Below are 20,483 nucleotides of genomic sequence, written 5' to 3'. Positions count from 1 at the left end.
TGCTTAAAATAGATTCACGCTAAAGGTTCATGATGAACGCGGCCCAATACCAGGAACATCCACTCGTAAAAACCAAGATCATCGCCACCGTTGGTCCCGCTTCCTGTTCGCGCGAAATGCTGCAGAAGCTGATCATCGCGGGCGTGGATCTGTTTCGGTTGAACTTCGCGCACGGCAAGCATGAATGGCTGGCCGAAATCGTTACGAATATCCACGAACTGTCCGAAGAGATGGCCCGCCCCATCGGAATCCTGGGCGATCTGTCCGGCCCCAAAATTCGTCTGGGAGTCTTACCCGGTGACGAAATCACCTGTCGGCAGGACATGCAGTTTCGTTTCATTCAGGGAATGGAGACCGACAATCCCCAGGAACTGACCTGCACCTACGAGTCGCTGATCAGCGATCTGCGGGTCGGCGATCCGGTACTACTGGCAGACGGTATGGTCGCCATGCGGGTCACTGAGAAATCGGAAGATAATGAATACGTCGAGTGCGTAGTCGAGCGGGAAGGCGTCATTCGCAGTAAGCAGGGAGTCAACCTGCCCGGCGTCCAGCTCAGCACTCCCTGTCTCACGGAGAAAGATCTGGAAGACCTCGCCTGGGCCGTGCAGCATGGACTCGATTATATCGGGCTCAGCTTCGTGCGTTCCGCGGATGACATCAAACAGCTCTACGACGAGATCGAAAAACTGAATCCGATCGAGCCGCCGCACGTAGTCGCCAAGATTGAAAAGATCGAAGCAGTCAGCGATATCGAACAGATTCTCAAACTGACCGATGCAGTTATGGTGGCCCGCGGTGATCTCGGCGTCGAAGTCGACATCGAACGGGTGCCCATCATTCAGAAGCGGATCATCCATCTCTGCAACCAGTATCGTGTCCCGGTAATCACCGCGACGCAGATGCTGGACAGCATGCAGTTCAACACATTTCCGACCCGCGCCGAGGCCAGCGATGTCGCGAATGCAGTACTGGACGGCAGCGACGCGGTCATGCTGTCCGGTGAGACCGCGGTCGGCGTCAGTCCGCTGGCAGCCGTCGAAATGATGAGCCGCATTGTCCGCGAAGCAGCGCGGATTCTCTCATCGAATCTGCATTCGGAAGAGACCACCAGTAACCGTCGTCTGTATGCCCGCGAAGTGACCGAAGCGGTTACCCTCGGAGCCGGGATGACGGCGGAGAAGCTGGACGCAGACCTGATGGTAACCTGTACTCACGAAGGCAAAACCGCGATGGCTCTCTCCAAACAGCGGCGGACGGTGCCTACTGTGGCGCTCACCGATCGCCCGGCTACGGCCCGCCGGATGACACTCTACTGGGGAGTCACTTCACTCCTGACCGACGTGGTCGACAAGTCTCCTCAGAAAATTCTGAAGTACATCGTGAACTATGGAAAGAAGCATGGCTTTCTGTCATCAGGCAGTCAGATCGTCCTGATCTCCGGCACCGACTGGAGTTCGCTGGGGCATGACATGCTGCTGGTTCACGAAGTGAAATAACGCTGAACCCCGAAACCTGTGAGGCTCTGATGTATCCGAAACTGTCGCTCGCGCTGATGTTACTCTGGACGATCCTGCTGCCTCAAACCGGTTTCAGTGACGACTGGCCTCAATGGGGAGGACCGCAGCACGACCTGGTCTGGCGCGAAAAAGGCATTGTCAAAAAACTGCCAACCAAAGGCCTGCTGCCCCGGGTCTGGTCGACTCCCATCGGCGAAGGTTACTCCGGGCCCGCGGTCGCGGAAGTCGATTCCCGCTGGTGTGTCTTCGTGACCGATCGCATTTATAAACAACGGGTCGGCTTCGAACGCGTGCTCTGCCTGGATGCAGTGACGGGGAAACTGATCTGGGGCTACGAATACCCGGCCGAATATACCGTCAGCTATCCCGCCGGTCCCCGTTCCACTCCCGTCATCAATGACGGTCGCGTTTATACCCTGGGTGCCCAGGGGCACTTCTTCTGCTTTGATGCGCAGACGGGGAAAGTGCTCTGGAGCAAAAACTTCGTCGAAGACTACGGGACGAAGCTTCCCAACTGGGGCATGGTTGCCTCTCCCCTGGTGGACGGCGATCAGCTGATTACGCTGGTGGGTGGTCAGCAGAATGCACTGGTGGTCAGCTTCGATAAAAAGACAGGCAAAGAACTCTGGCGTTCGCTCAATGATCCGGCCGTCGGTTATGCACCGCCGGTCATCTTTGAATTCGGAGGAAAGCGGGAATTGATTGTCTGGCATCCGACGGCGGTCTCAGCCCTCGAGCCGGAAACCGGCAAGGTGATCTGGCAGGTTCCCTACGGTGTGAAGTACGGACTGACGATCGCGACACCCCGCAAAGTGGGGAACCGGTTGTTCGTTGCCAGCTTTTATAACGGGCCGCGGATGATTGAAGTCTCCGACGATGGCAGCTCAGCGAAAATCGTCTGGGCCGGGAAGAGTGACAGTGAGATCAACACCGACGGTCTGCATCCGATCATGATGACGCCGGTCTTCGACGGGAAGAACATTTACGGCGTAGGCAGCTACGGAGAGCTCCGCGGTCTGGATGCGAGCAACGGCCAGCGATTATGGGAAACATTAGCTGCGACCGGTAAGGGCCGCTGGTGGAATGCCTTCATCATTCCGCACGAAGACCGTTATTTTCTGCACAACGAACAGGGTGATCTGATCATCGCAAATCTGTCGCCGAAAGGTTACGAAGAGTTGAGCCGGGCGAAGCTGATTGAACCGACCCGTCGCGTCCAGCGACGGATGACAATCTGGTCGCACCCGGCTTTCGCACTGAAAAGTGTGTTTGCCCGGAATGATAAGGAAATTATCCGCGTCGATCTTTCGGCTCCGTCGGCAGGGAATTAGGTTAAGCTGTTCAGGCTGAATGACTTGCTGAATCAGTTAGAATCGGGAAAAGATTTTCGCGGGAAGCCCTGAGAGAGTCGTAACCGGCCCGGTTTGGCGTTAATCTGGTAGATGTTTCATCTGATGACTGCTCGGAACAGTAATCAGATGTGGCTAACCCACGCCCCGAATTGAGAGTCACAATTATGCCTTCGGATCATTTTGCCCCGGCTCAGGATCGATCCCAGGAAGTTCTGCTTCCGCTGGAACCGCTTAAGGAATTACTGGTCAAGCTGTTTGTGCGGATGGGCATGTTTCAGGTGGAAGCGGAGATTGCCGCCGACCGTCTGATCGAAGCGGACCTGCGGGGCATTCACTCGCATGGGAGCCGTACTGCAGAACGATACCTGGACGCGATGGACATGGGCGACATCGATCCCCGTGCACAGATCCTGACCGTCAAAGAGACCCCCGCGATTGCCGTGATGGATGGCAGCAAAGCGATGGGACACGTCGCTGCGACTCGCGCCATGGAACTGGCGATTAAAAAGGCAGGCGAAGTCGGCACGGGAACCGTGACGGTCTATAACAGTCACCACTTCGGAGCCGCCGCCGTTTATGTGATGATGGCGGTGAAGGCCGGCATGATTGCGTACTGCACGACGAACACGGGCCGGGCGACTGTCGCCGCTCATGGAAGTACGCAGGCAGGCACAGCCAATAATGCAATCGCCTGGGGTGTTCCCAATCCGCAAGGCGCTCCCTTTGTTCTGGATATGGCGTGTGCCAAGACCTCCTGGGGTAAACTGGAAACGCAGGCCATGTATGGTTTACCCGTCCCCGCTGGTTACGGTCTGGACAGTGAAGGGAATGAAACCACTGACGCTGCCGCTGTGAAAACACTGCTTCCCGCCTCGGGGCCCCGCGGTTACGGACTGGCTTTGATCAGTTCCATTCTGACCGGCGCGCTGACAGGAGGCAAAATGCCGATCAACAAGACCAAAGCACCGGAGATTGAGGGTTCCGAACATTTCTTCTATGTGATCGATCTGAAACAGTTCGTGGAAGAAGATCGCTTCCACGCCGAGCTGGCGTCTGCAACAGAGGCCCTGCATCAACTGTCGCCCGTACGGGCAGAGGATCCGGTGCGTCTGCCGGGTGAACTTGAATGGGAACAGACACAACGCGCACTGCAGGAAGGGATTTCGGTTCACAAAGATCATGCGGAGCAGTTAAAAGAACTCGCCCAGCGCGTCAAGTATGACGTTCCCTGGTAAACGCGCTGTCTCGAATCATCAGTTTAAAAAGAAGGTCTGATTATCATGCCGACTTCATATCGAATCAGAACACTGCTCGCTCTGGCTGTCTGCAGCCTGGTCTGCCTGACGGTACCCGTTCAGGCGGGGAAGTATAACCCGGTTCTGGATGTAGGCGATCAGGCACCGACCTGGGAGAAGCTCCCGGCGACCGATGGGAAATCGTATGCCAGCGATTCCTTCAAAGATAAGGATGTGCTCGTCGTCGCGTTTACCTGTAACAGCTGCCCTTACGCCGTCGATTATGAAACGCGTCTCAATCAGCTGGCAGAGAAATATCAGGGGAAAGATTCCAGGGTAGGAGTCATCGCCGTGAACGTCAATCTGATTCCCGCTGACAGCCCGGAGAAGATGAAAGAACGGGCTCAGAAGCAGGGCTTCGTGTTCCCTTACCTGTTCGACAAGTCACAGCAGATCGGCCAGGCTTTCGGCGCTACGCGTACCCCGGAGTTTTTTGTACTCAACAAAGACCGCAAGGTCGTCTACATGGGCGCCATGGATGATTCGACCGACGCCAGCAAGGTCAAACAGAATTATGTTCAACAGGCAATCGAGGCGGCTTTGCAGGGAAAGCAGCCCGAAACGACCGAAACGATTGCCATCGGCTGTAATGTGCGCTATAAACGCATTCGCAGAAATAAATAATACTCTTCCCGCAGCCGACACAGCCACGCTTATGACCAGTTTCAATCAGATACAGATTCAGGATTGCATCGCCGGGATGCAGGCACTGCCCGACGCATGCGTTGACCTGGCCTTTGCCGATCCGCCGTTCAATATCGGTTATGAATACGATGAGTACGATGATCGCCTGGAGAGCGATCAGTATCTCGACTGGTGTGAGAACTGGCTCAAGGAAGTGGTACGGCTGCTTAAACCGGATGGAACCTTCTGGCTGGCCATCGGCGATGAATATGCGGCAGAGTTGAAAGTCATGATGCAGCGGACGCTGGGGCTAACCTGTCGCAGCTGGGTCATCTGGTATTACACCTTCGGCGTGAACTGCAAGAACAAGTTTAGCCGCTCGCACGCACACCTGTTTCATATGGTCAAAGATCCGAAACAGTTCACGTTCAATGCCGACGATCCGGCAATTCGCGTTCCTTCTGCCCGACAGCTGGTCTACGGCGACAAACGCGCGAACCCCAAAGGACGCCTCCCCGACGATACCTGGATCCTGCGTCCCCAGGACATTCCCGAGAGCTTTCAGGCGGATGAAGATACATGGTACTTCCCCCGCATCAACGGTACGTTTAAAGAACGCCAGGGCTGGCACGGGTGCCAGATGCCCGAGCAGTTGCTGGGACGAATTATCCGGGCCTGTTCTAATCCGGAAGAGGTCGTCCTCGATCCCTTTACGGGGAGCGGTACCACACTGGCGGTTGCTAAAAAACTGAATCGCCAGTATCTCGGCTTTGAACTCTCTGCGGAATACGGTGCCCGCGCACAGCAGCGACTGTCGGACATCGAAGTCGGTCAGCCCCTGGATGGTCAGGAGAATCCGTTGACCAGTGCGCCTTCCACGAAGAATGGTAAACGGCTCGCAGAGCGCGAGACCGACGCCCCTGCTCCGCGGAGCAAGGCGAAGGGCAAATCCAGTCCCCGTCAGAAAAAACTGCTCTAAGCGATGCACTCTGATTGATCCCTTTCGGCTCCCCCTGCGCGCACTGCGGACCCGCGTTTGAGCCGTGTTGCTTTTCCGCTCCCCCCTGCCCGCCGCTGGCATGCGATTCGCGTTTCTTATTCTTCGCGTCCTAAATCGGCTGAAAACAGGCATTTGAGGCCTGTGATGTTGATTGAAAGCGACAGACGTTTCCGGGAAACGTTGCCCAAAGTCAACAATCGGCCTAGCTTACTCGTACGAAGAGTCGAGGCCGGTAAAAAGGATCGAATCGGCCCTGCTGGTCGGTTAGAATGTAGCGGTTCCATCGTTTATTACTCTGGACAGGGATTCGGGATTCAACGTGGTGAATATCATCAGCTCACTCACAGATCGGTTTCGCGGCATGCTCCCCAGCGGGGGGACCGAAGTACCCGCGCGCTGGTGGGCCCTGGTGGAACAGATTCAGTCGCTCCAGGCTGAATACGCGAACCGTTCCGAAACGGAACTGTTCGACGAGTGGAACTCACTGCGTTATCGTGTACAGAGTGGTGAGTCACTAACGGACCTGCTGCCGGAAGCGTTTGCGATTATCAGCGAACAGATGCAGCGGCACCTGGGGATGACTCCCTACCCGGTGCAGTACCTCGGCGCGATTGCCATGCACGAAGGCGCGATTGCAGAAATGCAGACCGGTGAGGGCAAGACGCTGACTGCGGCGTTGACGCTCTGTCTGAACGCCCTGCCCGAACTGGGAATGCACATTGCGACGGCGAACGACTATCTGGCTGAACGCGATGCCCGCTGGCTGAGCCCCGTTTATCATTCGCTGGGGATGACCGTCGGAACGGTCACGGCAGCTTCCTCCATGAGCGAACGTCGCGCTGCCTATGAATGCGATATCACCTACGGCACCGCACGGGAGTTCGGCTTTGATTACCTGCGGGACCTGCTCAATTCACCAGAACTCAAAACATCCACGAATCCGCGTCGTCAGCAATTGTTTGGACAGGAACAGACAGGCGAAGATCAGGGGCTGCTCAATCCGCGGTCTCCCTACATGGTGCTGATTGACGAAGCGGACAGCATCCTGATTGATGAAGCCCGAACACCGCTGATCATCGGACAGGCTGATGCGCTGGAGGCCTCGCTGTCGGAGGTCTGCCAGTGGAGTGCAACGGCGGTTGCCCGGCTCGCCGAAAGCGAACATTATCTCGACCATGGTCCGCAAAAGGGTATGGAACTCACTGAAGCGGGACGGCGGGTGATACGAGAACTGCTGCTCCAGCCGGAAGCTCCCCGTTCGCTCGATCCGGGAACGGCTTATCTTTCATCCGAACGGGCCCTCAAAGTTCAGAGCTACTTCCAGAACGGCAGAGACTATGTCGTGCGGGAAGGAAAAGTCGCAATCGTCGATGAATTCACGGGACGAATTTCGGAAGGTCGGATGTGGCAGAACGGCATTCACCAGGCGATTGAAGCCAGGGAGGGGGTCGAGATTACCTCACCCACCAGAGTCGGTGCCCAGACCACGGTCCAGGAGCTGTTTGCCCGCTATACCCGCATGGCAGGCATGACGGGGACGGCTGCTTCCGCACGGAGTGAATTCAAGAAAGTGTTTGGCACTCCCGTAATCACGATTCCTACCAATCGCCCCGGCCGCCGCGAACAACTCCCGGAGAGAGTCTTTCTGACGGCGGAGGAAAAATGGACTGCGATTGTCGAAGAGACCGCAGCGCTACATGCACAGGGGCGACCGGTGTTGATTGGTACGCGGTCAGTTAATCTTTCAAAACAGCTCTCCGAGCGACTGGAAGCAGCCGGTCTGGAGCATGAAGTTCTGCATGCATTAAATCATGAGAACGAAGCGAGCATCATCGAACGGGCAGGACAGTCGGGTAAGATTACGGTTGCTACGAATATGGCGGGCCGGGGAACCGATATTCTGCTCAGCGACGATGTCGTTGCACAGGGGGGGCTGCATGTGATCTGTGCGGAGCTGCACGAATCATCGCGCATCGATCGCCAGTTGACCGGTCGTGCCGCACGTCAGGGCGATCCGGGCAGTGCACGGGTCTTCCTTTCACTCGAAGATGAGATCCTGACCAGCGGACTGGGAGCCGAGCAGGCAGCAGCCCTGCGGGCCGACTATCAGCGTTCCGGACGGAATCTGCAGTCGGCAGTCCGTTTTTTCTATCAGGCACAACAGCGGGTTGAGAAACGCCACGAGCGACAGCGCGTTGAACTGGTGAACCGGATCAGTGCACGACGTCAGATGCTGCAGCAGATGGGTCAGCATGCGAACTTGAACGCACACTGACCCGTGTCAGCTGAGCTTATTCTGTAGAGAGCTTGGAGTGAGTAAGTCCAATCGTCTCAGGCAGTCCTGCTTTTGTAAACTGCAGATGTCGGGCAAAGGGCTGCATGAGCATGGCCGGCAGGAATAACAGGTCGCCGATCAACGCTGTAGTCAGTAGAGTCAGCATCATCCAGGCGAAGCGTTGCGTTGGAATGAAGCTGCTGAAGCCGAAGACCAGCAGACCCAGACCACAGATCATGGTGGTATGAATCATGGCTCGTCCACAGTGTTTCAAGGCAGCGTGGACCGCTTCTTCACAGCTGCGATCCAGCTGTTTCTCCCGGCGGAACCAGGAGAGGAAGTGCAGCGTGTCGTCGATGGCGATCCCCAGTGCGACACTGGCGGTCATGATCGAACCGATGTCGAGCGGAATATCCATCCAGCCCATGATACCGAAGACTACCACGATGGGGAAAACGTTCGGCAACATGCTGAGCAGACCCGTCCACAGGTTTCTCTGGACGATGACGATCACCAGCGCGACCAGACCGAAGGCGGTCATGAAGCTCCAGGTCAGGTCCTGCATAATCAGCTGCTGAACGGTATGAATCAGTGGCATGATCCCCGTGTAGTACGCGGTGAGGTGCACGTCCTGCTCGCGATATTTTTCCAGTTCCGGCTGGAGCGTGGATTTCAGTTTATTGAGTGCGGCCCCGTAATCGACCTGCGCGAGAGCAGGTACGCGGGCACTGATCCGCCATGATTCTTCACCATCCACATCCGAGAGGTAGACGGATTCCAGAATGGCTTCACGGTTTTCTTTGAGTTTCTTATTGGTGACGACCTTGCGGAAAATCGATTCAAAACCGTTATGTTCGACCGGATTGGGTCCGAAGGTCGCTGCCGACATGGTGCCGGTATAACCGTCGATGTTTTTAATCGTCTTCTCAATGTCATCAATAATTCGCAGACGCTGCAGGAAGGTCTTCTTGCAGTCTTTATCAAACTGAATGACGACTTCAACGGGAATCAGCGGTCCCATGCGATCTTCATTGAAGCGATAATCTTTCAGAACCTGGCTGCCGGGTGGGAACAGGGACGGAATATCGACGGAAGAACGGGTATAGACCAGACCATATGCGGAGACGGCCATCAGCATCACGGATGTCAGGAAGACAGGCAGCGAATACCGCTGCAACCAGTGAGTGAAACCGCTCAGGAAGCGGGACAGACGGGTTAACGTCCGTGGCATATGAGCAGGCTGTTCCGCCGCGTTGGCTTTCAGAATCCGCTGTGGTGGCCAGAGCTGCATGGCTCCGGGGAGAATCAGTAACAATACCCCCAGTGTGACCAACAGGCCGATGGAGGCGATCAGACCAAACAGGGCGATAGGTGAGATCTGACTGACCATTAAAGAACCCAGGCCGATGGCAGTAGTGATCGCAGCCAGCAGACAGGGCAACCAGCCTTGTGCAAAACTGCGTCGGACGGCTTCTTCTGCTTCTGTTTTCGTTTTCGCCTGTGTCGTACAGAGTTCGTCGTAGTAATAGTTGACCAGGTGCACGCCGGCGGAAATTGTGAGGACAAATACCAGTGAAGGTGTCACAATCAGGACGGCATCCAGTGATGCGCCCGAGTAGTAGACCATGGAGAGGACCAGCCCCTGACCGAACAGACCTGCCAGCAGGATGGTTCCGGTGAGCATCCAGGAACGGATACAGAACCAGCACAACAGGGTCGCGAGGATGGCGGACAATGCGCCGAAGACATTCACACTGTGAATACTGGCGCGGTCGATGGCGACGCCGTCGACAGGAGGACCGGTGAGATAAAATTCTTCGCGCGGCAGTCCGCAGACATCTTGCGCGACTTTCAATACATGATCGATGGCTTGTGTTCGTAATTCGTTGCCGCGGTAGGTGAGAATAATCACCGCACAACTGTCTTTCAGGTTTTTACCGACCAGAACCCCCTGCAGTCGCTCCAGTGCTTCATCGCGGGGCAACTTGAGCGGGGGAGCCGTTAATGAGTCGACGGTTCCCGCACCGGTGACAATTCGAGCGAAGATCTCCTCGTGGGTTTCACCGAAGTCGGTCTTGCCGGGGCCTTCGATTCGCTTTTCGAATTCGGTCAGACGGGGATCATCGACGGTACAGCCGGGCCAGCTGATCAGAATCAGATCGTTGCTTTCGAAGTCTTTCATGAACCGGTCATAGTTCTGGCGTGACTGCATGTAAGGCGGCGCCCACTTTTCAGGGGCGATACACATGCTTTCGACGCTCTGATGCGCACCATAAATCAGAAAGGGCGCAGCCAGAACCAGGACAATGACGGTGATGATATAACGACGGATATAGCGAGGTTTTTCAGAAGTCATGAGTCGGTCTCTTTACGAGGGGCTTAACAAGATCAACCGGCACGTGGACATAAACAGCCCATACGTACACAGGAAGTCTAGCTCACGACTTCGTGTCCGTCAGAAAAATGACAAACTTTTTGCAGGCTCATTCTCTTGCGTAATCGTTGCAATCGACACAGTGCTGTCTGATTATCGGTTTCGTCTCACATCAAGGTAGACGGCAACCAATATCACTGCGCCCTTCACGATGTACTGCAGAGAGTAATGGACTCCTGCCTGATTCAGGCCTTTATCGAGTATCCCGATAATAACAGCCCCCAGCATTGTACCAAACATGGTACCCCGTCCGCCAGTAAAACTTGTGCCTCCGACCACAACTGCGGCAATTGCAGTTAACTCAAACATTTCCCCTGAACCGGGTTCCGCCGAATAAAGTTGTGAAGTATGAATCATGCCCGCGACTCCCGCCATCAGGGAACAGAGTAAATACACAGTGATTTCTACCCGTACAATTGGTATTCCTGTGTAGAGGGCCGCTTCGCGATTTCCGCCCAGCGCGTAGACATGCTGGCCGAATCGGGTTCGGTGCAGCAGCAGGGCCATCAATAAAAACAGCGAGAGCATGATCACCACGGGGTACGGCACGACATCGAACAGTCGCCCGTTGCCAATCGCGAGGAACCAGGTCTGTTCGTCTTTGATGGGCATTGGTAATCCACTGTTGAATCGCAGCGCACATCCACGGGCAATGAGCATGGAGGCCAGTGTGATGATAAATGGAGGCATGGCGGTTTTCGCAGCCGCGATCCCGTGAAAGATTCCAAACAGAGACGCGACCCCCAGTCCCGCGAGGATGGCTGTCAGTAACATGAACGGATCTTGAGTGTCGCCCGAGAGTGCGGTGAGACAGTAGACCGTGGTCGTACCGACGAGCGCTACCATTGCGCCGACTGACAGATCGATGCCGCCGACCAGAATGACCAGCGTCATTCCCAGAGCGAGGATCGTGTTGACGGATATCTGTTGCGTCAGGTTCAACATGTTTTCCGGCGTCAGGAAGCTGGGAACCCAGATGCGGAACAGCAGCAGGAGGATAATGATGGCTGCCAGCAGGGGAACCATTTGTTTCACGACTTTCACGCGCTGCTACCTCCTGTTAATTGATGCATCACTTCTTCCGCGGTGACCGACTCTGCCGGTGAGACGCCCGTGAGGCGGCCTGCGCGGAAGGTGCCGATCTGGTGTGAGATGTTCATGACTTCATCCAGGTCCGAAGAGATCAGGATCAATGCCATTCCCTGGCTGACCAACTCTCCGATAATTCGATACAGGTCTTCCCGCGCGCCAACATCGATGCCGCGCGTTGGTTCGTCGAGAATCAGAATTTTCGGCGGATGTTCCATCCAGCGACCCACGAGTACTTTCTGCTGATTGCCTCCCGAAAGATCCCGGACCGGTTGTTCGGCATCGGAGAGTTTGACTCCAAACCGCGAAACGGTCCGTTCGACTATTTTGTCGCGCGTCTTGTAATGAAAGGCGCAGCCGCGAATCCATTCTTTCAGCCAGGGGAGCGTGATATTGAAAGCCACGCTCTGCTCGACGATCAATCCCTGCTGTTTGCGGTCTTCGGGGACCAGCACCAGTCCCTGTCTGAGAGCATCGCGGGGACTGTGGATCCGGACCGGCTTTCCGTCGATCTGAATCGTGCCCTTGTCGATCCGGTCGATGCCGAACAGGGCTCGGGCGAGTTCAGTGCGTCCGGCTCCCACCAGTCCCGCCAGCCCCAGAACTTCGCCGTAACGGACTTCAAATGAAACGTCTTTCACATTCGTGTTACTCAAATCACTCACGCGCAATGCGACCGCGCCGGGACGATGAGGGGGCCGCGGAAAATGATCCTTGATATCTCGACCGACCATCCAGCGGATCAGCGTCTGGGGATTGACCTCACTGGCGGGAGCGGTGCCGACCGTCTTCCCATCACGCAGGACGGTGATACGATCAGAAAGTCGCATGATCTCTTCCATGCGATGTGAAATATAGACGATGCCGACCCCCTGTTCGCGCAGGCGACGGAGTGTCTGGAACAGCGCTTCCACTTCCAGTTCAGAGAGGGACGACGTCGGTTCGTCGAGTACCAGTACGCGTGCTTCCTGCGACAGTGCCCGCGCGATCTCGACCAGTTGCTGGTGCGCCGTGCTGAGAGTCAAGACGGTTGCAGTGACGTCGCGGAGTTCGGTGAGTCCGAGCTGCTGAATCAATGCTTGTGCCTGGCGGTTCATTTCCCGTTTTCGCAGCCAGCCCAGGGCGCTGGGTTCGCGTCCGAGAAAGATGTTTTCCGCCACGGTGAGATTGGGGGCGAGCGAGAGTTCCTGGTGAATCAGTCGAATCTGATAACGATCGGCGGCAGAGACGTTGGGTAAAGTAATCGGTTCGTCTTCCGACCAGAGTGTGCCTGCATCGGGTTGGTGGATGCCTCCCAGAATTTTGATCAGCGTGCTTTTACCGGCGCCATTCTCTCCCAGGAGCGTATGGATTTCGCCCGCCTGAATCTCCAGGTTGACCTGATCCAGGGCGGTGACGTTCCCGAATCGTTTGGTGATGCCTTCCAGGCGAAGCAGTGGCGTTAAGGTGGCAGGCATCTGTCAGTCTGCCTCCAGATGCTGCTCCGCATTCTCGGCTGTGATCAGTTCGACGCGCACTTTCACGTCTTTTTCAACCGGCTCCCCATTCAGATGGGCGAGCATTTTCTCCGCTGCGATCTTGCCGATCTCTTTGGGGAACTGAGCCGAAGTCGAATGCAGCTTTCCGGCCTGGATCGCTTTGATCCCCGCCTGCGAACCATCGACGGTGACGATGGTCACGTCGTCCAGTTTGTTGGCCGAGTCGAGAGCCGATATCACACCCAGGGCATTGGGGTCGTTGATGGCGAAGACTGCGTTCAGATCGGGATAGCGGCCGATGAGGTCACGCATCACGGGACGGGCTCCTTCGGTCGTTCCTTTGGCTTCCTGGACGTCGAGGATTTCCATCTCGGGATAATTCTGCAGCGTCTCTTTAAATCCGGCGACCCGGTCGATGCAGGCTTTATTGACTGAGAGGTGCAGTACGACCAGTTTCGCTTTGGGATTCACTTTGGCCAGGGCCTCGGCAGCGAGTTGTCCCGCGCGGACATTATCGGAAGCGACGGTGCAGACAATCAGTTCTTCATCCGATTCCTTGACAGGAGCATCGACGATGATGATCGGTACATTTTTACGCTGCGCTTCCAGTAGAGACCCTTTGAGGCCTTCCCAGTTGACCGGATTGACAAAGATGCCAGCGACGTCTTTGAGAATCAGATCCGAGAGATCGTTTTTCTGTTTCAGTGAATTGAACTGTGCGTCGAGGATGATCAGTTCATCGCCGTGCGCGGCGAGTTCTTTCTGCAGTCCATTGCCCAGATCGACGAAGAAGGGATTGTTCAATGTCTGAAAGGAAGCACCAAACAGTCGACCCGGAGGGGCAGTGTTGCCCTCTGCCTGCGCGGGGTCGGAACCAGTCCCGGGAGCGGAGCTGTCATTACAGCCGCCGAGAAGTGGCACGAAGAGCAGTAACAGTGAAGACGAGATCAGAAACCGTAGCGCCTTGTTCATAATCTACCTGCGTTTTCATGGTGTAAGAAACGGGCCCATAAAACGACTCTCTGTATTACTATTAAGTAACAGATTCAGGCAGGGATGAAAAGGTACTGCAGGGAATCGGCGGCTGGTCGCTGTAACAGATCGCAGTCACACTTTAAGCAGCGCGGCGGAGAGGTGTCTCTGCAGGTTGAGAAATGCTGGACTGAAATTCGGGAAGGATCCGCTGAATTTCTGCGAGGATCACCGGAGAAGGTTGTTCGGTGATCGCTTCCAGTCGCGCGAAGGAGTCATGGATGAACTGTTCGCTGACCGAGACCTTCTCGGCGACCATGATTTTGGGATGCCGGGTTGGCAGATGTTTTTCGCCGTCAACGTGCAGTTCTTCATAGAGCTTCTCGCCGGGCCGCAGACCGGTGAACTGGATTTCGATATCTTCACCCACCTTGAGGCCGGAGAGTTGAACCAGGTCGGTTGCGAGATCAACGATCCGCACGGGTTCGCCCATGTCGAGCACGAAAATTTCCCCGCCCCGCCCCATCGCACCAGCCTGAATCACCAGCTGTGAGGCTTCGGGAATCGTCATGAAGTAACGCTGCATCCGTTCGTCGGTAACCGTGACCGGGCCGCCGTTCTGGATCTGCTGTGTGAAGATCGGCACCACACTACCGGCGGAACCCAGAACGTTGCCGAAGCGAACCGTCACAAAGTGACAGCGGGAACGAGCGGCGAGAGACTGCACGTACAACTCGGCAATCCGCTTGTTGGCGCCCATGACGTTGGTCGGGTTGACGGCTTTGTCCGAGGAGATCATCACGAATGAGCCGACGTTGAATTCTTCTGCCAGGTCGGCGAGGTGTTTGGTAGCCAGCGCGATGTTCTTGACCGCTTCGCCCGGGTTGCCCTCCATCAGGGGGACGTGTTTGTAGGCAGCGGCGTGGAACAGAATGTCGGGCTGGTATTCCCGCATGACGGCGCGAATGCGTTTGGAATCGTTGATGTCGGCGATCACGACGTCGAAGCGTCCCGCGTATCCCAGTTTGATCAGTTCCCGTTCGAGGTAGAACTGGCTGTTCTCAGACCGGTCGACCAGGATCAGTCGTCGGGGAGAGAACTGCAGGAGCTGACGACAGATTTCCGAACCGATGCTGCCGGCACTGCCGGTGACCATGAGCACGCGGTCATCCATCCAGTCGCGAATGTTCTGCATATCGAGCTGTACGGGCTCACGTCCCAGCAGATCTTCAATACAGACGGGCCGTGGTTTCATCTCCACTTTACCCGAGAGCAACTGCTGATAACTGGGAAGGACCTGAACCGAAATGTCGGCCGAGTTGCCGGCTTCCATTAACTGGCGGACCGTCTTGCCCGGAATCTCATCGGCCGGTAGCAGGACTTCCGAAACGCCGTAGTCTTCTGCGAGGACGCACATCTGGGCGAGCGAACCGAGCACCGGGACCCCGTTGATGCGGGTACCGATCCGACTGGAATAGTCGTCCAGGAAACCGACGACTCGCAGGCAGGAATTTTTATCGCGTTCGATCATCCGCAGGAGAGCCGCGCCGGCTTCATTGGCACCGATAATGAATGTAGGTTTGCAATTCCCCTGCTGGCGAAACTTGCGGCCACTGTCGCGAATCATGCGAATTCCGGCACAGATTCCACAGACCACCAGGATCGTGGAGCCCCAGTCAATCAGGAAGACGGAACGGGGCAGCATGACCTTGGGAAAGAAGAGGTAATCGACCAGTGCCAGCCCGATTGAGCTGATCGTGACGGCTTTGGCCAGGTTAACCACGTCGCGGGTGGTGATGTAGCGACTGCGGATTTTATAGACGCCGCTCCCCCAGAAGGTGAGCGTTTTCAGACCAACGGCCCAGAGGACTGTTGCGCGAAACATGCGAAAGCCGTTTTCTCCCAGTACGCCATCGACGTTGAGAGAGCCTTCATAGCGCAGCCAGAACGCCAGATAGTAGATCGCGCAGAATATAGGTAGAAAGACAACCATCCAGAACAGCTGCCGCCGTGAGATGGTGAAGCGTTTCAACCAGTTTGATATCGGCCTGGAGTCCAACCTTAACCCCTGTTTTTACAGGTTTCCGCCGGTTTGATGCGAGCGAAATGTGTACATTTAAGCATTTGTGATCCGAATCCTTCCGGAAAGGCAGGGATTCATAACAATTATTGCCATTTCTGGTCAACACCAATATTCTTAAGAACAAACCAGTTAATACGTTGTCTTATCAGTTAGAGAGGACAGACGCCGCTGGTTGATTTGCCGATGGCTGTACGTGTGACGGTCAGTCGGAATCGGCGGCTCGGGATCGTTCGTGAAGAACAGGAAATCCTCCGGGCCAGTCGCTTTTCCGCCGTCTGTTGTCTATGATTTGTTATTCCCAATACACATTACTTAATTTGATCTGCTGCAGGGTGACACGTGATTTTCGTTCTCGATAACTATGATTCCTTTACCTATAACCTTGTTCAACGGTTTGGGGAAATTGATCCGACCCTTCAGATTGAAGTGGCCCGGAACGATCAGACTTCGATTGAGGAGATCGAGCGGTTAGCCCCCGAGAAAATCATCATCTCTCCCGGTCCCTGTACTCCGGGTGAAGCAGGTCTTTCGAAAGAGATCATCGCACATTTCGCGGGGAAAGTTCCGATCCTGGGGGTCTGCCTGGGACATCAGTGCATCGCAGAAGTCTTTGGTGCGAAAGTGGTTCGTGCTCAGCGCCTGATGCACGGCAAAGTCTCTGAGGTCTATCATGACGGCAAAGGCGTGTTTCAGAACCTGCCTTCCCCGTTTCAGGCAACTCGCTATCACAGCCTGATTGTCCCCGAGGAAACCTGCCCTGAAGATCTGGAAGTTTGTGCCTGGGTCGAAGAAGAGGGACAGCCGAAAGAGGTCATGGGGCTCCGGCATCGGAAATTTGCGGTCCATGGCGTGCAGTTCCATCCGGAAAGTTTTCTGACGCACGAAGGAATCACCCTGCTGAAAAATTTCCTGCAGTTGCCCGCGGAAGAACTCACCAGCGCTTGAACCAGAGAGGGAGGCATTCCTAATGCTGTCTGTCCAGGAAGCATTCGATCAGATTCTCAAAACAGTCCGCCCCACGACTCCCCAACGTTGCTCATTGTTTGAAGCCACGCATGGTGTGCTGGCGGAAGATGCCGTCAGTGATGTCAATATTCCCCCGTTCGATAAGGCACTGATGGATGGCTTTGCCGTTCGCAGTTGCGACGTGCCTGACGGAACCGGGACTCTGCAGATTCAGGAAGTCATCTACGCCGGTTCGGTGCCCAGTCAGTCCCTGGAGGCGGGACAGACGTCACAGATCATGACCGGCGCTCCACTGCCGGAAGGTGCGGACGCTGTGATTCAGATCGAGCATTGTGAGATCAACGAATCCGAGCGGACGGTGCGGATAAAAACAACGCCCGTCGAACCGGGTAAGAATATGCTTTACCGGGCTTCGGTGCTGGAAGAAGGGGCGACCGTGGTCAAAGCGGGTGCGTATCTTCGCGCCCAGGAGATCGGCGCGCTGGCGGAGACCGGCAGTCCCCAGATTCCAGTCCGAATGCGGCCCTCCGTGGCGATTCTGGCGACCGGCGATGAACTGGTGCCCCCGGAAGAGCGTCCCCAGGCGGGACAGATTCGTAATTCGAATGAAGTCATGCTGCATTCCCAGATCCTGCAGGCCGATGCCCAACCGGTGCCACTGGGAATCGCCCGCGACGAACGAACCCATTTACGCGAGAAAATCCGGGAAGGTCTCAAGAGTGACTTCCTGTTGCTCTCCGGCGGTGTCTCTGCCGGGGAACTGGACCTGGTCCCCTCGGAGTTGGAAGCAGCCGGCGTGAAACAGGTATTTCACAAGGTGAATCTGAAGCCGGGCAAGCCGCTCTGGTTTGGGATTCTGGAGCGTGAGACTGGTTCGCCCTGCTACATTTTCGGTCTGCCTGGGAACCCGGTGAGTAGTATGGTCTGCTTCGAACTGTTTGTGCGCTCCGCGTTGCGACAGTTCCTCGGAGATCCCCATCCGATGCCCCGGACATTGAGAGCACGACTGACGGCGGACTTTCAGTCGCGAGGGGATCGCCCCACTTATCAACCCGCTCGCGTCGAGTGGTCAGAGGGAGAGGCGTCCGTAACTCCTCTGAAATCAATGGGTTCTGCAGATTTGCATGCGACAGTAGCCGCGAATGCGGTGGCGCAGTTCTCTACGGGCAATCAGCTGTATCAGAGCGGGTTCTTAATTGACACATTTTTATGGTAGTAGAGTGAGTTTCTCCCCTGATTGATCTACTCCTGAATGCCTGATTTCAGTAAAAAACACCAGAATCAGACATAAAAATGGGGACCGCTGACTGGATTGGCCCCATTGAGAAGCGTTGAAGCGACGTAAGAAGAATGACCGGTTTCCGTGGGACAGGATGTTTCACGTTCAGGAAATCGCTCAGTCAGCGTTTCTCTGCGAGATCGAAAACCAAGGATGGAACTCATGACCTCGACCACAATCTCTACCGAACCAAATCCCTCTGATCTTCCCGAAATGGAACCACAGTCCGTGTCTGATGCTCAATCGTCCCAACCTGAATCCACCCCCGATCATGCCCTGGGGCAGGATATTCAGCGGATCATCAATACCGCGCGGACTTCGCCTGCTCCCACCTGGGGAGCCTGGACGTTGTCGGGATTGACGGCGGTACTGATGTGGGCCAGCTTCACTCCCGTTGACTTCGGACCGCTGGGCTGGGTCTGCCTGATTCCGCTGCTGTTGCTGGTTCGCATTCCCCGCGCAACCAGATTGATGTATACCGCCACCCTCTGCGGCGGCCTGCTGTTTACGGTTCCCACGCTGCAGTGGATGCGACTCGGTGATCCCAGTATGTATATCGCCTGGATCGCACTCGCGTGTTACTTCGCTTTATATTTTCCGACCTTCGTCTTTCTGAGCCGCATTTCCGTGCATCGGTTCCGTATTCCGTTGCCACTGGCCGCACCCGTGATGTGGGTGGGTCTGGAATACATGCGGGCTTACCTGTTGACCGGGTTCTCCTGGTATTACATTGGTCACACGCAATACCGGTGGACCGAGCTGATTCAGATCAGTGATATTACGGGAGCCTATGGCGTCAGCTTTGTTGTGGTGATGCTGGCTGCCTGTTTTACCGATCTGCTGCCGATGTCACTGATGAAGCGGCTACAACTCTTTCCGACCAATCTGACACCGGAAGAACAGAGCCTGGATCAGATTGGTCGCAAGCAACTGATTCAGACCGCGGTCTGTCTGGCCCTGTTTCTGTCGGTACTGGGCTATGGCTATGTGCGTCGCGGGCAGGCTGAGTTTAAAGATGGTCCCCGCATTGCGCTGATTCAGGGTAATTTCCCGACATCAGTCAAACACGATCAGAATCAGTGGCGGTCAATCTACCTGAAACATCTGGTGTTGATGGGCGCCGCAGTGCGGCATCAGCCCGATCTGGTAGTCTGGCCGGAGACAATGTTCCGCTGGCCGCTGGTAGATCGCAACGGCAAAACCAACGAGCAACTGCAGGCGATCGCACCGGAAATCCCGCTGAAGAAATGGAACGAACCTTCGGTTCACAAAACACTGACGAATATGAGCCAGGAAGCAAACGCCGCTCTGGTCATTGGACTCGATACGGTCTCCGCCGGAGACAAACGCGTGGAGCAGTTTAACTCCGCTGTCTTTGTGCGGCCGGATGTCGGGATTACCTCCCGCTACGACAAAATTCACCGGGTCCCGTTCGGCGAGTATCTCCCCTTACGCGACACCCTGCCCTTCCTGCAGGTCTTCACTCCCTATGGGGCTTCCTTCGGGATTCAACCTGGGAAGCACGCGGCAAACTTTGAATACCAGGACTGGAACTTCGCTCCGGTGATCTGTTTTGAAGATACCGTTCCCCAGCTGGTTCGCTCGGTCATGAATCAGTCAGCGACGGCAGAGTCACCCTCGGCCCCGATCGACTGCCTGGTCAACCTGACCAATGACGGCTGGTTCCATGGCTCCAGCGAGCTGGATCAGCACCTGATTACCGCTTCGTTCCGCTGTGTGGAGAACCGGACACCGATGGTGCGTGCCGTGAATACAGGGATCTCGGCTGTCATCGATGGTGACGGCATGATTGTTGAGCCCGATGTCTTCATTGATGGTGATAATCAGGGTCGGAAATCGTTTGTGAATCCGAAGACCGGGCGGTGGAACAAATCGATGAATGCGGTTGTCATCGATACGGTTCCCCTGGATAACCGGACCAGCCTGTATACGAAATACGGCGACTGGTTTGCGGGCTTCTGCTGCTTTAGTGCCCTGTTTGTCTTCTTTATGGGGCTCTTGCTGCGAAAGCAGAAAACTGCTGCTGCCTGAAGCAGTTGCGTCTGACGCCTGGCCTGTCTGAGCGTCCGTTGACCGCTGGAGGGGCCAATCATAA

Annotated in this window: 14 protein-coding genes; 9 read left to right on the top strand and 5 right to left on the bottom strand. The window is 55.8% G+C overall.

Annotated features, from left to right (window positions below; genetic code table 11):
- The first annotated feature begins 32 nt into the window (after window positions 1-32).
- From pyk to FYZ48_RS19570, 6 genes are all read left to right on the top strand, one after another.
- Window positions 33-1,499, top strand: coding sequence for a pyruvate kinase (gene pyk, locus FYZ48_RS19595; protein ID WP_242022718.1), 1,467 nt, complete (start codon window positions 33-35; stop codon window positions 1,497-1,499).
- Between the two features lie 29 nt (window positions 1,500-1,528).
- Window positions 1,529-2,851 (top strand): PQQ-binding-like beta-propeller repeat protein, encoded by a 1,323-nt coding sequence (locus tag FYZ48_RS19590; protein WP_149343473.1) that lies wholly within the window; start codon window positions 1,529-1,531, stop codon window positions 2,849-2,851.
- Between the two features lie 185 nt (window positions 2,852-3,036).
- Window positions 3,037-4,107: an Ldh family oxidoreductase gene (locus tag FYZ48_RS19585; protein WP_149343471.1), complete on the top strand. Its 1,071-nt coding sequence runs from the start codon at window positions 3,037-3,039 to the stop codon at window positions 4,105-4,107.
- A 45-nt stretch (window positions 4,108-4,152) separates the two neighbouring features.
- A complete protein-coding gene (locus tag FYZ48_RS19580; RefSeq protein ID WP_149343469.1) occupies window positions 4,153-4,791 on the top strand; it encodes a thioredoxin family protein in 639 nt (212 codons plus the stop codon).
- 31 nt (window positions 4,792-4,822) lie between these two features.
- Window positions 4,823-5,770 (top strand): DNA-methyltransferase, encoded by a 948-nt coding sequence (locus tag FYZ48_RS19575; RefSeq protein ID WP_149343467.1) that lies wholly within the window; start codon window positions 4,823-4,825, stop codon window positions 5,768-5,770.
- Between the two features lie 343 nt (window positions 5,771-6,113).
- Window positions 6,114-8,066 carry a preprotein translocase subunit SecA gene (locus FYZ48_RS19570; RefSeq protein ID WP_149343465.1) on the top strand — a complete coding sequence of 651 codons (1,953 nt, stop codon included), beginning with the start codon at window positions 6,114-6,116 and terminating at the stop codon, window positions 8,064-8,066.
- A gap of 16 nt (window positions 8,067-8,082) precedes the next feature.
- Here the strand turns inward: FYZ48_RS19570 and FYZ48_RS19565 are convergent, their stop codons facing one another.
- The 5 genes from FYZ48_RS19565 to FYZ48_RS19545 form a co-directional block, all read right to left on the bottom strand.
- The gene (locus FYZ48_RS19565; RefSeq protein WP_149343462.1) at window positions 8,083-10,422 is read right to left on the bottom strand and encodes an efflux RND transporter permease subunit; all 2,340 of its coding nucleotides are present in this window, start codon (window positions 10,420-10,422) and stop codon (window positions 8,083-8,085) included.
- Window positions 10,423-10,593: 171 nt separating this feature from the next.
- Window positions 10,594-11,544 carry an ABC transporter permease gene (locus tag FYZ48_RS19560; RefSeq protein WP_242022717.1) on the bottom strand — a complete coding sequence of 317 codons (951 nt, stop codon included), beginning with the start codon at window positions 11,542-11,544 and terminating at the stop codon, window positions 10,594-10,596.
- Complete coding sequence (locus FYZ48_RS19555) at window positions 11,541-13,046, bottom strand: sugar ABC transporter ATP-binding protein (RefSeq protein ID WP_149343460.1); 1,506 nt, start codon at window positions 13,044-13,046, stop codon at window positions 11,541-11,543. The genes FYZ48_RS19560 and FYZ48_RS19555 overlap by 4 nt, the downstream gene beginning before the upstream one ends.
- 3 nt (window positions 13,047-13,049) lie before the next feature.
- A complete protein-coding gene (locus FYZ48_RS19550; RefSeq protein WP_149343458.1) occupies window positions 13,050-14,039 on the bottom strand; it encodes a sugar ABC transporter substrate-binding protein in 990 nt (329 codons plus the stop codon).
- A gap of 142 nt (window positions 14,040-14,181) precedes the next feature.
- Entirely contained in the window at window positions 14,182-16,098 is a 1,917-nt protein-coding gene (locus tag FYZ48_RS19545; RefSeq protein WP_149343456.1) for a polysaccharide biosynthesis protein, read from the bottom strand.
- A 363-nt stretch (window positions 16,099-16,461) separates the two neighbouring features.
- Between FYZ48_RS19545 and FYZ48_RS19540 the strand changes: the two genes are divergently transcribed.
- The 3 genes from FYZ48_RS19540 (at window position 16,462) to lnt (ending at window position 20,419) form a co-directional block, all read left to right on the top strand.
- Window positions 16,462-17,067, top strand: a complete 606-nt coding sequence (locus FYZ48_RS19540) for an anthranilate synthase component II (RefSeq protein WP_145045597.1) — start codon at window positions 16,462-16,464, stop codon at window positions 17,065-17,067.
- 22 nt (window positions 17,068-17,089) lie between these two features.
- The gene (locus FYZ48_RS19535) at window positions 17,090-18,304 is read left to right on the top strand and encodes a molybdopterin molybdotransferase MoeA (protein ID WP_149343453.1); all 1,215 of its coding nucleotides are present in this window, start codon (window positions 17,090-17,092) and stop codon (window positions 18,302-18,304) included.
- Between the two features lie 225 nt (window positions 18,305-18,529).
- Window positions 18,530-20,419, top strand: a complete 1,890-nt coding sequence (lnt, locus tag FYZ48_RS19530; protein WP_149343451.1) for an apolipoprotein N-acyltransferase — start codon at window positions 18,530-18,532, stop codon at window positions 20,417-20,419.
- Window positions 20,420-20,483: the final 64 nt, after the last annotated feature.

This window comes from Gimesia chilikensis (assembly GCF_008329715.1).
GTDB lineage: Bacteria > Planctomycetota > Planctomycetia > Planctomycetales > Planctomycetaceae > Gimesia > Gimesia chilikensis.
The sequence above is the reverse complement of the archived record's forward strand: the minus strand, read 5'-3'. Positions and strand labels throughout refer to the sequence as shown.

Coding starts and splice junctions, on each gene's coding strand:
- pyk (WP_242022718.1), top strand. CDS start 33: ATGAACGCGGCCCAATACCAGGAACATCCACTCGTAAAAACCAAGATC.
- FYZ48_RS19590 (WP_149343473.1), top strand. CDS start 1,529: ATGTATCCGAAACTGTCGCTCGCGCTGATGTTACTCTGGACGATCCTG.
- FYZ48_RS19585 (WP_149343471.1), top strand. CDS start 3,037: ATGCCTTCGGATCATTTTGCCCCGGCTCAGGATCGATCCCAGGAAGTT.
- FYZ48_RS19580 (WP_149343469.1), top strand. CDS start 4,153: ATGCCGACTTCATATCGAATCAGAACACTGCTCGCTCTGGCTGTCTGC.
- FYZ48_RS19575 (WP_149343467.1), top strand. CDS start 4,823: ATGACCAGTTTCAATCAGATACAGATTCAGGATTGCATCGCCGGGATG.
- FYZ48_RS19565 (WP_149343462.1), bottom strand. CDS start 10,422: ATGACTTCTGAAAAACCTCGCTATATCCGTCGTTATATCATCACCGTC.
- FYZ48_RS19555 (WP_149343460.1), bottom strand. CDS start 13,046: ATGCCTGCCACCTTAACGCCACTGCTTCGCCTGGAAGGCATCACCAAA.
- FYZ48_RS19550 (WP_149343458.1), bottom strand. CDS start 14,039: ATGAACAAGGCGCTACGGTTTCTGATCTCGTCTTCACTGTTACTGCTC.
- FYZ48_RS19535 (WP_149343453.1), top strand. CDS start 17,090: ATGCTGTCTGTCCAGGAAGCATTCGATCAGATTCTCAAAACAGTCCGC.
- lnt (WP_149343451.1), top strand. CDS start 18,530: ATGACCTCGACCACAATCTCTACCGAACCAAATCCCTCTGATCTTCCC.